General features: G+C 55.2%; 12 protein-coding genes. All 12 read right to left on the bottom strand.

Going from position 1 to position 15,382, the window contains the following annotated elements; genetic code table 11:
- Positions 1 to 2: 2 nt before the first annotated feature.
- Complete coding sequence (locus WMO44_RS10630; protein WP_349152567.1) at positions 3 to 3,197, bottom strand: YodL domain-containing protein; 3,195 nt, start codon at positions 3,195 to 3,197, stop codon at positions 3 to 5.
- Positions 3,198 to 3,295: 98 nt separating this feature from the next.
- A complete protein-coding gene (locus WMO44_RS10635) occupies positions 3,296 to 5,374 on the bottom strand; it encodes a DNA topoisomerase 3 (RefSeq protein ID WP_349152568.1) in 2,079 nt (692 codons plus the stop codon).
- Complete coding sequence (locus tag WMO44_RS10640) at positions 5,371 to 6,093, bottom strand: DUF4366 domain-containing protein (protein ID WP_349152569.1); 723 nt, start codon at positions 6,091 to 6,093, stop codon at positions 5,371 to 5,373. The genes WMO44_RS10635 and WMO44_RS10640 overlap by 4 nt, the downstream gene beginning before the upstream one ends.
- Positions 6,083 to 6,334: a DUF4315 family protein gene (locus WMO44_RS10645; protein ID WP_349152570.1), complete on the bottom strand. Its 252-nt coding sequence runs from the start codon at positions 6,332 to 6,334 to the stop codon at positions 6,083 to 6,085. The genes WMO44_RS10640 and WMO44_RS10645 overlap by 11 nt, the downstream gene beginning before the upstream one ends.
- A gap of 18 nt (positions 6,335 to 6,352) precedes the next feature.
- On the bottom strand, positions 6,353 to 8,329 hold the full coding sequence (locus tag WMO44_RS10650; protein WP_349152571.1) for a C40 family peptidase: 1,977 nt from the start codon (positions 8,327 to 8,329) through the stop codon (positions 6,353 to 6,355).
- Complete coding sequence (locus tag WMO44_RS10655; RefSeq protein ID WP_349152572.1) at positions 8,326 to 9,222, bottom strand: DNA cytosine methyltransferase; 897 nt, start codon at positions 9,220 to 9,222, stop codon at positions 8,326 to 8,328. Before WMO44_RS10655 ends, WMO44_RS10650 begins: the two co-directional genes overlap by 4 nt.
- Positions 9,219 to 11,621 (bottom strand): VirB4-like conjugal transfer ATPase, CD1110 family, encoded by a 2,403-nt coding sequence (locus WMO44_RS10660; RefSeq protein WP_349152573.1) that lies wholly within the window; start codon positions 11,619 to 11,621, stop codon positions 9,219 to 9,221. The genes WMO44_RS10655 and WMO44_RS10660 overlap by 4 nt, the downstream gene beginning before the upstream one ends.
- Positions 11,548 to 11,973, bottom strand: a complete 426-nt coding sequence (locus WMO44_RS10665) for a PrgI family protein (protein WP_349152574.1) — start codon at positions 11,971 to 11,973, stop codon at positions 11,548 to 11,550. The genes WMO44_RS10660 and WMO44_RS10665 overlap by 74 nt, the downstream gene beginning before the upstream one ends.
- A 20-nt stretch (positions 11,974 to 11,993) precedes the next feature.
- Positions 11,994 to 12,857 (bottom strand): VirB6/TrbL-like conjugal transfer protein, CD1112 family, encoded by an 864-nt coding sequence (locus tag WMO44_RS10670; RefSeq protein ID WP_005927770.1) that lies wholly within the window; start codon positions 12,855 to 12,857, stop codon positions 11,994 to 11,996.
- A gap of 103 nt (positions 12,858 to 12,960) precedes the next feature.
- Positions 12,961 to 13,176, bottom strand: coding sequence for a Maff2 family mobile element protein (locus tag WMO44_RS10675; protein ID WP_005922889.1), 216 nt, complete (start codon positions 13,174 to 13,176; stop codon positions 12,961 to 12,963).
- Positions 13,177 to 13,223: 47 nt separating this feature from the next.
- On the bottom strand, positions 13,224 to 15,032 hold the full coding sequence (locus tag WMO44_RS10680) for a VirD4-like conjugal transfer protein, CD1115 family (RefSeq protein WP_349152575.1): 1,809 nt from the start codon (positions 15,030 to 15,032) through the stop codon (positions 13,224 to 13,226).
- Positions 15,029 to 15,382, bottom strand: a 354-nt coding sequence (locus WMO44_RS10685; RefSeq protein WP_349152576.1) for a PcfB family protein, incomplete at its 5' end; no start/stop codon positions are given. The genes WMO44_RS10680 and WMO44_RS10685, both read right to left, overlap by 4 nt.

Genomic DNA, 15,382 nt, shown 5'->3' on the forward strand with positions numbered 1-15,382 from the left:
TGTCAGACCTCCAATTCCTTTGTCTTTTCCCGTGGCTGCGTTTGCTTGCTCTGCTCCTTTTTTGCGGCATCCAGCTGTGCCCGGATGGACGGCTTTTTCGGTTTTGCGGCGCGGGATTTCTTGGCTTTCGGTGCCTTTTCTTCGGCCTTGACTGCAGCGGCAAGGTCTGTCAAAGAAATTTGTTCCCCGGCCTTTGCTTTGGCCTCCAATTCGCCCAGAGAGGGCGCATTGTTCAGCACGCCATCAATCATATTTTCGTTTTGTTCAGTGGAAAGTTCTGCGGTGCGCAGCGGATTTTCCCGCAAGAACTCCGGCACCTGCTGGAAGCCCACACTGTCGCAGTAGTGGGCGGTGTCCTGCCCGTTCTGATGCAGCACCACCACATCCGAAACAGACAACGAATGTCCCTTGAAATCTGCCGGATGGTCCACATTGAATGTGCGGTAGATGTCCTCCAACGTGGTGCCAGCAGCCAGCGGCGCGGCGTAAACTTCCGTATAGTTGGCCTTGTCCACAGTCCGGCCAGCGGCCTGCAGGCGGTCGTAAGGCTCAAAACGGTAATCGCAGGTGGAATCCTCATTGCGCAGCTGGTAAATGGAAAAGCTGTCCTGCTGTGGTGCCTCAAAACCTGCCGCTGCGTATTCCTCTACGGTCATTCCGGCAGTCGCCGCTTCCTGCTCAATCTCGGCCTGCACCTGCACCTTGTAGTCCTGTAAGCTCTGGTTGAAGTTGGCCAGCTTGGGTGGTTCCGGCAAGTTATACTGGCCTTGGTTGAGCATCGGGCGGCAGTCCTGTACATAGGCCACAACAGCATTATAGTAGGCAGTCTGTTCCGGCGAAACATTCTGCCCCTCCCGCAAAGCGGTGGTGGCCGTCTGCTCCATAGCCGAAAGATTGCAGTGCTGTTTGAGGTACGGAATAAACTCGGTCAGCACCATTTCCCGCTCTGCCTTGTCCTGCTCCCACGCTTCCGGGCCTTTGTTATGCAGAACAAAATTTTTCCAGTTCTCGTCCTTGGCGTAGTATTCGTGGTAGTTCTGGATGTGTTGAACCAAAGAACCCTCTCCGTCACCGAAATCCTGCCGCCCCTCGTAGTTGTCCGGCTGGCCGTTCATCGTAAAATCAATGCGGAACGCGGTCTTGTCGTACCAGCCGCCCGTGTAGCCGTCCTTTTCCCGTTCCGTGTGCTGTGTGGTGTCCAGTTCTTCAAAAACACGGTTTGCCACGGAAAGCGGCATGGTTTCGCCGTCCTGCAGCTTGTCGCTTTCGCTCCACAAAATCGTGACCGTGGGCTCTGCGGCGGGGTCTGGAATTTTAACGGGTGCGGGAAGTTCGTTGGCCTTTTCCGCCGCGTCTTGGAACGCGGCCAGCTTATCGCCCAACAGGACTTCCGACACCGGGGCTGTCTGCCCCAGCAGGTTAAGGGCTTCCTCTCCGGCATCTTTTAAGGTCAGACCGGGCGCGTCCAGCTGGCCTCCATCCAGAGCCTTGTTATTCGGGCCGTACAAGGTGTAGTCATAGCCAGAATCACAGGTCTGGATGAACAAGGTATTGCCACTGTCCAGCACAAATGCAGCCTCCTGTGCAGCGGAAAGGTCTGCTTCCCGCTGCTGGCGCAATTCTGCCAGATGTTCGTCCAGCGCAGAGATCAGCTTATGGGCCGCGCTGCGGATAATTTCCAGAGAGGCTTTCAGTTCGGCCAGTTCCCGCCCCGAACTCCACCCGGCCACATAGCCAAAGGAATACTCGGATGTGTCCAGCCCGTAGTGCTGGCAGACGGCATAGGCCACGCTTTCGGCCTGCACCTCGCGGGTGCGGCTGTCCGGGCGGTTGGTTTGTTCCGGGTCGTTCGGGTCGATGGCGTGGAGCTTGGCATGGGCAATCTCATGGATGGCTGTCTTGATGGTCTGTAACTGGCTCATGCCTTCTTGGATGGCAATGCGGTTGTCGAGCAGATGAAAGTAACCGTGCGCGCCGCCCTCGATGTCCTCAAACCCGATGGGCACCGGGGATGCCTGCTCCAATGCCTTGAAAAAATCTTGATAGTCCTGCACGCTGCCGGACAGTTCATCTACGGCAATGGACGGCAGCGGTTCGCCCTCGGTCTGGCTGACATCGAACACGGACACCACCTTGAAGGCCGGAATCTGTACCGTTTTTTCCTCGGTCAGCGGCTTGCCGTCCTTGTCCAGAACCGGCTTACCCTGTTCGTCCAGCTTTTCCATCTTCTGCTTGACTTTGTACGGCGCAGGAGCAAGGATTTTGATGCCTTTTTCGCCCTTTTTTACGGTGCGGTGGAATGCGTCTTTCCACTTGTTGAAGCCCGCCACCAGCTGTCCGCCCTGCATGGCGATCAGCAAGGTGTTGTTGAAGCTGTAATTGTGGAATTTTGCCATCGTGGTAAGGTAAGCTTTGTAGCGGTCACTGTCGAACAACTGCTGAATGCCCGTTTCCAGCCGGTCCGTGATTTCTTTCATGCGCTCTGCGCTGTCTTTGCCGTTCAGGATAATGGGAATAACTTTCTGCAGTTCCGTTTCAGGCTGAACAGACGGTGGGATGTTGGCCGAATCTCGCAAAACTTCCGGCGCAGGAAAGGACAGTACCCGGTATTCCTCCGGCACAGGCTGGCCCTCGTGGACTTTCTGCCACGCATCCCCGCTTTTGACAAGGTAGCCATACTCGGTAAACACGCCCTGCTCCTGCTGGGCCACATACCGGCCGAACTGCGCCGTGTCGATGCCGCCTTTCCATTCTTCCGGCATATTCACCATGCCGGAGCGATTCAGGTAGTAATCTCCTAGCTGGGCAGGCCCGTGCACATCCGGCAGATGCACATAGTAGTCCACGTTTTCGGGAAAGTCGGTGATTCTCCCGATGCTGAAAAGCTCACTCTGCGGGGCTTGCAAGGCGGCGTTCAGTTCTGCGCGTTCCCCGGCAGAGAGTGTTTCCAGTTGTGATGCCAGAAAGTTCAGTTCGTCCACATTGGATGCCAGCACCATGTTGTAGGGAATCGCAAAACGCTTTTCTTCCTCGGCAAAATAGCCGGAAATGAAAAGGCCCTGCGGATTATCGGACGAAATGCCGATTTGCCGCAGGGCCGCTTGTACCTGTTCGGTTGTAGTGGGCAGGTCCAGCCAGATGCCATCCCTGCCTTGCTGCTGCCGATTTTGCAGCTGGATGGAAAATAATTCGCTCATTTGGTCACACTCCTTTTTTGCTATCCTACGGATAGAGAGAGCCGGTTATGGCAAAATGAATGCTTCACCTTACCATAACTGGCCCTCGTATTTTTGCCTTACTCTTTGCGCTCTACCCGGTAATTGACGTACTTGCCTCCCGTATCTGCCAGAAGCACCGTTGCATCATAGGTTTTGCCTGTCTTTTCGGAATAGAGACCCTTGACCTTTGCCTTACCGTTTTTGAGCAGAGCAGCGGCGATCTTCGGGGTGAACGCCTTTTTGCGCTGCTCAAAGAAGCGGTCATTCTTCCACATCACGAACTGACAGCCACGATTTCCGCAGTAGAAGCTTTTCTTGCCCTCGTAGACGTTTTCACCACACCGGGGACACTTGCCGATGACAACCCGTTCCGACTGGAACAGGTTTTGTTTGTCCGCGCTGATACAGGAGTAGGTCTTGACCAGCTGACGCACCTGCGCTTCAATTTCGGCCATGAACTCGTCCGGGTCTGCATTGCCCTTGGCAATCTCGGTCAGACGGTTTTCCCATTCAGCAGTCAGAGCGGGAGAGGTCAGGCTTTCCGGCAGAACCACCGCCAGATTGATGCCGTCCTTGGTGGGGACAAGCTGCTTGCCCTTGCGCTGCACAAAGCCCATTTGCACCAGTTTTTCCAGAATCGCGGCACGGGTGGCCGGAGTGCCCAGCCCCTTACGTTCCGCTTCCTCCGGCATATCCTCGGACCCTGCCCGCTCCATTGCTGACAGGAGTGTATCTTCCGTGTAGGCTTTCGGCGGGGACGTGAAATGTTCCGAAATATCAGATACAACAGAATAACTTTGTCCCTCGGTCAGTTCCGGCAGGGTGTTCAGGGTTTCCGTTTCTTCTTCGCCGTCTGCTTTCAGGGTGGAGCGGAACCTCTGGTCGATCTCTTTCCAACCGGGGACAAGCACAGTCTTTCCTTTGGCGGCGAACTCGTTCCCTGCACAGGAGAACACGGCGGTCACTGTTTCGTACTCGTGGGGTGCGGCCACCGCACAGAGCAGTTTGGAGCAGACAAGGTTCATCAGCTTGCACTCACTTTCCGCAAGGCCGGTGAATCCCTGTTTTACAAATTCGGCCGTGGGAAGGATGGCGTGGTGGTCCGATACCTTTTTGCTGTTCAGCACCCGGCCCACATCCGCAGTCAGTGCAAGCCCTTGGGCAAAGGGCAGCAGCCCCAGCAGGGCAGACACAAGATGTTGTACTGTCTGGCCCATATCCTCGGTCAGATATTGGCTGTCGGTGCGGGGATAGGTCAGCAGTTTCTTTTCGTAAAGCTGCTGGGCATAATCAAGGGTCTGCTTTGCCGTGAAGCCGAACAGGCGGTTTGCCTCCCGCTGCAAGGTGGTCAGGTCATAGAGTTTGGGCGGCTGTTCCGCCTTTTTCTCTCGCCGAATGGACATGCAGACTGCATTTGCACCTGTGCATTTTTCTTTGAGAGAATTTGCGGTTTCTGCATCCGCAATGTGTCCACTGTCTGCTTTCAGGCTGCCGGAATGGATGCCGACCGTGTAATACTTTTCTTTCTGGAAGCGCAGGATTTTTGCGTCCCGATCCACCAGCATTTTCAGTGTCGGGGTCTGCACCCGGCCTACCGTCAGGGTTTTGTGGTACAGCACCGAAAACAGCCGTGTTGCATTGATGCCCACCAGCCAATCTGCTTTTGCACGGCAGAGGGCCGATTGGTACAGCGCATCGTAATCCGAATCCGGGCGCAGGTTTGCAAAGCCCTCCCGGATGGCGGCATCCTCCATGCTGGAAATCCAGAGCCGCTTCACAGGTTTTGTGCAACCGGCCATTTGGTAGACGAAACGGAAAATCAGTTCTCCCTCCCGGCCTGCATCGGTCGCGGCGGTCACATTGTCCACATCCGGGCGGTTGAGCAGGGCACGGACGATTTCAAACTGCTGTTTCTTCTCGTCCGGGACGATGAACTGCCACGGCTGGGGCAGGATGGGCAAATCCTCATACCGCCACTTACAGTATTTTTCATCGTACTGGCCCGCTTCCGCAAAGGACACCAGATGCCCGATGCACCAGCTGACCAGATACCCGCCACCCTGCCAATAGCCGTTTTGCTTTTCGGTGGCCCCGATCACGGCGGCAATGCTGCGGGCCACACTGGGCTTTTCGGCAATCACCAGCTGAAAGCTCATGTTTCGTCCTCCTGCCCATCCTCCGAATGAATCTCGATTTCAGTCGGTTCCTCGTCTGCATCCTCATCCTCACCAAAATCGTACTCGTCCAGATCATCGTGCCCGGTGGTGTCGACCTTGGGTTTGCGGAACTTGAAATAATAGAGGGCCGCGCCGCCGCCCGCCAGAGCCAGCACCAGCAGGATCATCAGACTGCCCATATTGGACTTGGGCTTTTCCTGCGGCGTTTCGGTATCGGTTTTGACTGCTTCCGGGGCCGTGCAGTTGCGCAGGCTCTTTTCACACAAGGGGCAGTTTTCGTTGACATTCCCGGCCTCACATTTCACGGTGCAGGTGCAGATTTCGGCGGCCTGCGGTCCTTCATCCAGCAGGGCCAGCAAGTCGGCATCGTCCACTTGGTTCAGGAAGTGGACAGAGGTTTCCTTGTCCTCGCTGGCACGGTCAATCAGGATGTAAAAATAATTCCCGGCCTTGGTGGTCACTGTGATAAGCTGCTTGTCGCCGTAAAAGTCATCCACCAGTGTTGCATTGCCATTGGGCGTGATGGGCACACCCTCCGGCTCCATGCCGCCCGTAGTGGGTTCTTCTTCGATAATCTCCGGCAGAGGTTCCGGGGCAGGGTCAGAGCCGCTTGCAAAAGCGGGCATGGAAAAGGAGCAGAGGCAGAGCAGGATAGCCAGCAGCCCGGCTGCAAAACGGCGGTTCCAATCAGGTTTCATTGGCGGCATCCTCCTGTTTGTGGTACGGTGTGGCGGTGGGTGCAACATTCAGCGCACCGCTGCGCAGGAAGACCGCAAACTCGTCCGGCTTCATGTTCATGCTGCGCACCAGCTGAATGATTTGAAGGTTTTCCTGTTCAGTCTTTGCAGCCTCCAGTTCTTTCAACTGCTGCTGGTATTCAGAGATTTTTTCTTTGAGCCGTTCAATGTCGCGCTCAATGCGGGAAAGTCTTTTTGCCATACAAAATCCTTTCTGGCGTCACGGTAAACGCCCATAGCTGTAAAAATGTTCCTGCCAATATTTTGAGTTGAGGTTTGTGTAAGAGATCGGGTCGCCGCAGTGCAGCATGATGGAATTGCCTACATAGATACCGCAATGGCTCACGCCGGGGGTATCGTAGGTTCCCTTGAAAAACACAAGGTCGCCCGGTTTGACCTGTGCGGTCGAAACAGGAGTACAGAGGTTGTAAAGGCCCTGTGCGGTCTGGCGGCCCACGTTCCAGCCGGAGTGATTCAGCACCCACGAAATGTAGCCGCTGCAATCAAAGCTGGTGCTGGGCGAACTGCCGCCCCACACATACGGGTAGCCGATGTACTTGGTTGCTTCCTCCATCATGGCGGCAAACCTATCATCCTTTAACGCTTCCGGGGGAATATCGTAGTAAGTGGGCTGCTTGATGGTGGACGCATTGGGGTACTGTGCCTGCCCGAACAAATCCGGCCGGTTGCCCAGCGTGCGCATATAGAGCGAATAGGCACTAAGCTGTTCTTCGGTCAGTACTTCCACGGGCAGGTGGGATAAATCCTTGTTCTTCAGCTTGACCGTGCAGATGTAGTATTCATACGGTTCTTGGTAGGTGATAACTTGCGGCACGCCATACGGGCCAATAATGACCATCATTTTTGTACGGTAGCGTATCTGCATGGTCACGGTCTCGGTCAGGATGTATTGCTTTTCAAAGAGCATTTCAAGTTCGCCCTGCACCTCGGCCAGTGTAAAAACGCCATCATGGAGCGCGGACAAAATCGAGATCAGCACATAGGGGTCATGCTCGATTTCGTCCAGATAAAAATGGTATTCATCGTAGTTGTGGGTAGCCTCGTAGGTGTCGAGATACCGTTGCAGTTTTTGTTCCAGCTTGGCGTAGGCTTTCTCTGCACCCAGCATATCCTTGTCCTTGGAAAAGTAAGAGGATGCCGTCACGCCGGTTCCAGCGGTGCCCGCCATCACGGTGCAGGACTGCAAACCCGTTATCAAGAGCAGAGCCAGCAGACCGAACACCGCCACGATCAGAATGGTTTTCCAGTTCCGGGCCGCAAATTCGGCTACCCGTTCGCCGCCCTCGGCCGCCAGCTTTGTTACCCGGAAACCGTTCTCTGCGGTGGCGGCTGCACCCTGCGCGGCGGCTTGTCCGGCCTGCCGTGCAGCTTTGGCATACTGCTGTTTGATACGCCGTTTCTGCCACATCCGGGAAATGGGGTTGCTGGCAGACTGCGCAATTTGCGGATTGTCCCGCAAAGATTTCTGATAGAAATACTCCGCGTTGGCCGAACGCAATTCCCGTTCTGCCTTTTCCACGGCCTTGTAGGGCTTCATCTTGTGGTGCCGGATGCCGCTGCGGATGGCTTTGGCGGTCTGACGCTCCACCAGTTCTTCACCCTTGTGGCCGCCCTCCACGCCCACATTTTCGTGTTCGACTTCATGGATTTTTCCGTGAGCGAACAGCAATGCTTCCGACAGTGGGCGGCTGGCCGGGTTTGGTTTCAGGCTGGGCGAACCTTTGTCCTGCTTCTCAAAGCGCAGGGTGGATTTTGCCTTGCCGCTGACAGCATCGTAGACTTTTCCCTTGACCGGGACGCGCTTTTTCGGCAGAGCGGCGCGGGCTGAATCCAGCTTGTCAGCCTTTGCTTCCGCCTTTTGGATGTACGGCTGCAATGCCGGGTCTGTCCGTTCTTCCTCGGTCAGTTCCAGACGCGCTGCCGAACCGTGCAGACCATCTTCACTCTCGGCGGTTTCCGCAGCTTGTTTGGCTTTTTTCTTTGCCTTGTGCTTGTCCTTTACGTCCTCGGTGCGTTCCAGTATTTTTTCGGTCTTGCCCTCGGAATCCGTAGAATAATCCTGTTCCGCCTCCCGGCTGGAAACGTTCTCCACAGTGCCGTCCGCCTGATTTTCTACCACCAGACCGTCACGGGTCATGGTCTGGGTGACTTTGGCTTTTGCCTGCAATTCTTTCAAGGTTCTTCACCTCCCATCGGACAGCGGCCCGTTTCAATGTCCGCAATGTATTTGAGAATCGGGAACACCTGCGGCGGCGAAACTGCATTGCCCAGCGTTTTCATCCGCTTGCTGCGGTTTGGCACATCTTCGGTCAGGCGCGGGATGTCGGCGGGTTCTTCGGCCCAAAGGGAATGTCCGTCCATTTGCGCGGGAAACCCATCAGCCACTCTACCCAGTCCGGGTTGAGGTAGGGCCTTTCCAGCGTGGTGGGGGTCATGCGGTAGACCACATGGGAAAGCCGCGCCGTCCATGCCTTGCCATCCTTGTTCATCTTGCGGTAGCTGCCGTTCGCAGAGATTTGGATGTCCAGTCCCTTGCCCACATCCCCGGTGTCGCTGGCAAGGGGCGTGGGAAGCAGCGGAGCCGATGATGAATACCCGTTTCCGTTCGTGCCACGCGCCAACGGCAGCAGCAGGTAATACGAAAACCCGAACATCGTAACCTGCCTGCTCCAAGTCAATGAGCGTTTTGTCGAGCCCCATACGGAGGAAGCCAGCAACATTTTCTCCAAGCACCCAACGGGGCTGCAATTCCCGGATGACCCGCAGCATTTCGGGCCACAGGTAGCGTTCATCGTGGAAGCCGCGCTGCCGCCCTGCGGTGGAGAACGGCTGGCACGGGAAGCCACCTGAAATGAGGGTGACGGTGCGAAGTCCTGTTTTTTCAAAGAAAGCCTCCTTTGTTACAGTGGTGATGTCCTGAAAACGGGGCACTTCCGGCCAGTGGCTTGCCAGCACAGCGGCGGGAAATGCCGCCCACTCGCATTGACAGACAGAGGTAAACCCCGCTGTTTCCGCGGCAAGGTCGATGCCGCCGATGCCGGAAAACAAGCTGAAATGTGTTAAGCTCATAGCTCCACCACCTCGCTGAGCCGGGTGGTCATGATCTTATAGAGCTGTGTGTTTTTCGGGATGGGGTTGGAAAACGGAAGCACCACGTTTTCAAAAATCAGCAGTCCTTCGCCCGGTTCCGAATTGTCGATGTACTTCTGCTGGTCTGCGGAGAGGTTCAGCCGTTCCGAAAGGATTTTGCGGTCGCCGGATGCCTGATTCAGCAGCGTGATGAAGTCGCTGTTTTCCAGAATGTTCTCAATCTCCGGGGAAGAAAGAAGGTCCTTCACATTTTGGGTGGCACCTGTGGGCACGCCGCCCCATTTGCGGAAGCGCTTCCAAATCTCGGCACTGTACGCGGCGGTCTGTTCCTCTTTCAGCAAAAGGTGGAACTCGTCTGCAAAATACCATGTGGCCCGGCCTTGGCTGCGGTTCTGGGTGACGCGGCCCCATATCTGGTCTTGGATAATGAGCATCCCCAGTTTTTTTAACTGCTTGCCTAACTCTTTGATGTCAAAGGCCACAAGCCGGTTGTGGATGTCCACATTCGTTTTGTGATTAAACACATTCAGCGAGCCGGACACATACAAGTCCAATGCCTGCGCTACCCGGTCCGCTTCCGGCAAGTGCTGGTCGAGCAGAGCTTGGTGGAGGTCAGACAAAATCGGCATATTCTCTGGGCAGGGGTTTGCCAGATAGGGGCGGTAGATGGCTTTCACGGCACGGTCTATCACGGTGCGTTCAATCGCTTCCAGACCTGTTTTGCCGCCCATGACCAGCTCACAGAACGACAGCACAAAATCCGACTTCAAGGCCAGCGGGCTGTCATCTTCGGAATAATTCAGGTTGATGTCCAGAGGATTCACATAGTCCTTGCTGGTGGGCGAAAGTTTGATGACCTGCCCATGCAGCCGCTTGACCAGCGGATAATACTCGGCCTCTGGGTCTGAAATAAAAATATCGTCAGCAGTCGTTAAAAACACACTGACGATTTCAGCCTTGCAGCTCATGGATTTTCCGCTGCCGGGCGTGCCCAGCTTTAGGCCGTTGGGACACCGGGCCTGCTTGCGGTCCAGCATGATCATGTTGTGGGATTTTGCGTTGATGCCGTAGTACATGGCCGCACCGCTCTGGAAAAGCTCCTGCGTCACAAAGGGCACGAATACCGCCACGTTGGAGGTGGTGAGGCTGCGCTGAATCTTTATCTGGTTGATGCCCAGCGGCAGGCTGGACACAAGGCCCTGTTCCTGCTGGTAGTCCAGCCGGACAAGGGAACAGTTGTATTTCTGGGCCACACCTGCGGCTTGGAACACATCGTTGCCCAGCTTTTGCTTGGTGTCAGCCACATTCAGCACTAAAAAAGTCAGCATGAAAAGCCGCTCGTTCCGGGTCTGCAATTTATTCAGCAGCTTTTTGGCATCCTCGCCGTAGGTGGCAAGGTCGCTGGGCAGTATATCCATGTCGTACCCGGAACGGACAGCCTTTTTCTGTTCCTGAATCTTCATGGCGTCAAGGTCTGTGATTTTCCGTTTGATGGTTTTGATGGCCTCGGTCTGGTCAATGGCCTGCACATGGAGATTGACGAGAATCCCGCTTTCCGTTTTGAGGAAGTCGGCCAGCATTTCGTCCGAAAGTTCCGGCGCAAGGATTTGTAAAAAGCTCACAGCTCCATACTTGCCGCTCAAACCAAAGGTTTTGGCCGTACCGAAGCAGAGGGAGGACGGGGCCACAAAATCCTTGGTAGACAGGCCGGAGGGTGCCAGCCAGTCCCATTCAAAGCGGAACGGTTCGCCGTCCGGGTGGAAGATGCCGTGCAGAACTTCCAAACGCTCCTGCCCGTCCATAACGTGTGCCACACAGCCCATGGTCTTGAAATAGCCCAGCAGGTCAAGGCCAATGCGGGTCAGCCGTGACCGCGCAGTTTTCAGGCTGTCGGCCTCGATGGTGAAGGTCAGATATTTGGTTTTGACAATGCCGTTGTTGCCGCTGGCAAGCTGCTTTTGCAGGATGGCCGTGTACTCGGCGCGGATGTCGTCAAAATCATCCCCCTGCGGTGCGATCTCAAAACTTTTTGCGTACTGCACCGGGTCAACCTTGCGATTCAAAAACGAAAGCTGCACATGGATGGAGGCATCCACATAGTTGTAGAGGTCGCACAGGTGTTCAAAGATGGCGGTCCGGGTCTCCGGCTGGGCCAGCTGATAACTGATGTCCTCGAAGGCAATGCACTTGGAGAACGTGCGTCGGTCAATGCGGCACACACCGTCCGGGTAAATGGCCTCATACGGGATGGTGGCCTGTGCCGTGCGGGGCTTGCCGTCACCCTTGTACTTGCGGATAACGGCATCAATTTCTTTTTTCTGGGCGCGGGTGAGCTTTTTGGGCTTTTCGGTTTCGCGGGGTATCGTTTTTCTGGACAATGGCCTTTACCTCCTGTTCCATTTGGTATTGCCGCACAAGTGCGGCGTAAGCATTGTTGGTCTGATAGGGCCTTTCCTTGGGACGGATAAAGCAGCACTGAATCATTTGCTGAATCACCGCTTCAAGGGGCTGGCCGTGCCGCTCGAACAGAGCGAACAGCAGCCCCGGCAGCATGGCAAAAATCATCAGCAGGGCCGCTGCGCTGTTGGAAAGATAGTCCCGGGTCAAAAAATAAAGCGGCCCGCCCGTGAGGAGCGCGCCGCCAAAGCAGACCAGCTGCCGCTTGGTCAGCCCGAATAAGACTTTGGATTTTACATGGGTCAAATCTTTGGGAACGGTCACATACGCCATACGTTTTTCCTTTCTCGGCCTTAGTGGGCACCAAACACCGACTTGCTGATGCTGCCGGTCTTGAACAGACAGAAACAGAGTAGCACGGTGTAGCCCATGCAGCCCCAGATGGCCCCGGCAATGTCCGCTGCACCTGAAATGTTGCGTATCAGCACCGCATAGATGCCCACGACAATCATAATCAGGAACGCTTGGAAGCCTAACGCCAAAAGCGATTTCAAATAGTTCTGCCCGGTGCTGCGCCACTCGCTGCTGCCCATGGTCGCCAGCGGGATAGGCCCCAGTGCGGTCACAACGTAAATCTCGATCATGCGGCCGTAGGTCACAAGGAAGATGCAGATGGACAGGATGTTCATGGTCAGGCCCACCACAAGGGTCTGGAACCACAGGCTGAGCAGACTGCCGATGGTCATGCTTTCTAGCTGAAATTCCAGTCCGGGTATCAGGCGGTCAAAGTGGATGGATGTTTCGCCAATGATAACGCCGGAACTTTGGTTGACAACGCTCTGGGTGGCATCGAACACACCCATAACGATATTCCATGTGTTGCTGACTATGAGGATGGCAAAGGCAGACTTGAAAATCCAGCGGAAGAACATGGAAGTATCGAAGTCGTGCATATTGTTCTTTTCGGTAATCATCTGGATAAGCTCATGGCACATCACAAGGGCAAGGATGGCCGCTGCAATGGGCAGTACTACCGTTTCGGAAAGACTGCGCAGCATATTGAAAATGCCGCTGTTCCATGCCTGCGGGGTAGAACCAACGTCCGAAGCGATTTCGCCCACCTTGGCGTTCACGTTATCGAACAGGCCGGAGAGGTTGCCCGTGATGCCATCGATCAAAATGCCTTTTATCCATTTCTCGATGATCTCACTAATCAAGCAAAGATACCTCCTTTCCCGCGCCCTCCCATGTGAGAGGGAGAGCGCGGAGTAGGATTTTAAGTGTTAGTTGTTCGGAAAATTGTGGGCAGCGATGCAGGGCTTAGCCCAGCAGCCCGGACAGCAGCGGGACAAGGGTCACGCCAATCAGGGCAACACCGCCGCCCGCGACCAACTGCTTGACGCCCTGGCTCTTGCTGCCGGGGTTATCCTGTCCATAGCCCTCCAACAGGTTGATGCCGCCCCAGACACACAGGGCACCGCCCAGACCGACCACGATGGTCTGCAAAGTATCGACTGCACTGTTGAAAAATTCCATAAGGTCCTCACTTTCTGCCGCTTGTTCTGCGGCACTCAAAAATAAAATTATTCGGCTGCATTTTCATCCGACAGGTCGATTTCGTACAGGTCAAAACTTTCGTCCTGTGCGACTACCTGCTGCCGTTTCCGGCGCAGGGTGGATAAGAACCTGTCCACATCAAAGGTGTTTTTCTTGTCCGCGTCCGCAAGATATTTGTAGTGCGGGTGCTTGGTGATGTCGAACTTCTCCGAAAAGAACGGCCTCACACCCCGCAGCTGCAAAATACATCTGCCGCCGTCCATGATTGCGATTTCGTCCTCTGACATCAACGCCTTTCCTAATTTTTGATAGTTCAGTCCGTGGGAGGTTTGAGAGCCCCGGTTCTCGCTGGTGTTGAAACTGTCGATAGTCTCTTTCCCCAGCGCATCGGAGATCTCTTTGGCATTCTTGCCCCGCCCACTCAAAAAGAGAACAGAATCGCAGTTGTCCGAAATGATTTCGGCCGCATCCTTGTAGATAGCTTTCAGCTGCGACTGGCTCTGCAAGATGATGGATGCCGAGATTTCCCGGCTGCGGATGGTGGCGATCAGCTTGTCGAAGTTGGGTATCTGCCCGATGTTGGCGAACTCGTCCAGAATCAGCCGCACATGGACAGGCAGCCGACCGCCGTATTTATCATCCGCACGGTCACACAGCAGGTTGATAAGCTGGCTTTGGAGCATGGCCAGAATGAAGTTGAAGGTGGTGTCCGTGTCACTCATAATCAGGAACAGTACGGTCTTTTCATCCCCGATGGTGTCCAGCTCCATTTCATCGTCCTCCATCAGCTCCCGCACCTCCCGGATGTCAAATGGGGCTAAACGGGCACCGCAGCTTATCAGGATGGAGGAACGGGTCTTGCCCGCCGACAGCAGAAACTTTTTGTACTGCCGGACAGCGAAGTGGTCCGGGTCTTTCTGTTCCAGCCGTTCAAACATGAGGTCCACCGGGCTTTGAAAGTCCGGGTCATCCTCGCGAGCTTCACTGGCGTTTATCATTTCCAGCAGGGTGGTGAAGTTCATTTCTTCTGCCGGGGCCTCGTACCAGATGTAGCCAATGAGTGCGGTGTAGAACAGCCGTTCCGACTTCACCCAAAAATCTTCCGCCGATTTTTCACCCTCGCCCTTTGTGTTGGCGATAAGGGTATTCACCAGCTTCAGCACATCCTTTTCCGAGTGGATGTAAACAAACGGGTTGTACTTCATGGACTTGGAAAAGTTTATCGTGTTCAGGATTTTTACACGATAGCCTGCCCGCTGGAACATTTGGCCCGTTTCCAGAACCAGTGTGCCTTTTGGGTCTGTGACCACGAATGAGGTGGGATAGTCGGAAGTGGGAAAGCATTGCATGAGGTTGGGCTTCACATAGAAGCGGGTCTTGCCGCTGCCGGAGCCGCCGATCACAAGCACATTTTTGTTCCGGGCCGTCTTGGGGTCTTTGGGCCGCCCGGTCATGGTCAGGCGTTCGGTCTGGGTCAGCAGGATGTTGTTTTCAAACTTGGGGTCGATGTACGGGGCAATGTCTTTGGCGGTGCCCCACCGGGCAGAGCCGTACTCCATGCCATGCCGGTACTTTTTGGCGTTTTTGCCTTTCAGGTACACCGCCAGCCGCATTCCAGCACCGCAGCACAGACCAATGAACAAGTCAAATGGGCGCAGGCTGGGCAGCGGATTGGAAAATGCAGCCGGGAGAGTATCCATCAGCGATACGATTTTATCGCCCAGTTCCTTACCCGCAGCCAGCCGCCACGCCTCGCCCAGATTGGTTGCCAGCAAGCCAATTACCACATAGGGCAGATAGAGCGCCAGCAGCTTGGAAAGCTTCTTTTTGCTCATAGGCCGCGCTCCTCCTGCTTGTGCCGCACTTTGTCCGGCAGATTTGCAACGGACTGCGCCAGATCATGCAGCTTTGCCAGCACGGAAGGACGCTTGGTTTTATCCAGCACCGATGCCGAATATTCCTTGAAAGCTGCATTCAAGGCATCCGTGTCCTGTGCCTTGAAGTAGATTAGATACCGGGGCGGCTTGCAGGACAGGTCTTTCTGGATGGAGTAGTCGATGTGATACCGCTTGGCATAGCGGTCAAAATCCTTGATACCGGTTTTCTGAATCTCCACATTGGTCACGCCACGGTTCTGCCGTACCAACCGCTTCATGGACTGCTTGCCCTGCGAAGCGTGCTTGTC

It is taken from the genome of Faecalibacterium tardum (genome assembly GCF_040096515.1).
Lineage (GTDB): Bacteria > Bacillota > Clostridia > Oscillospirales > Ruminococcaceae > Faecalibacterium > Faecalibacterium tardum.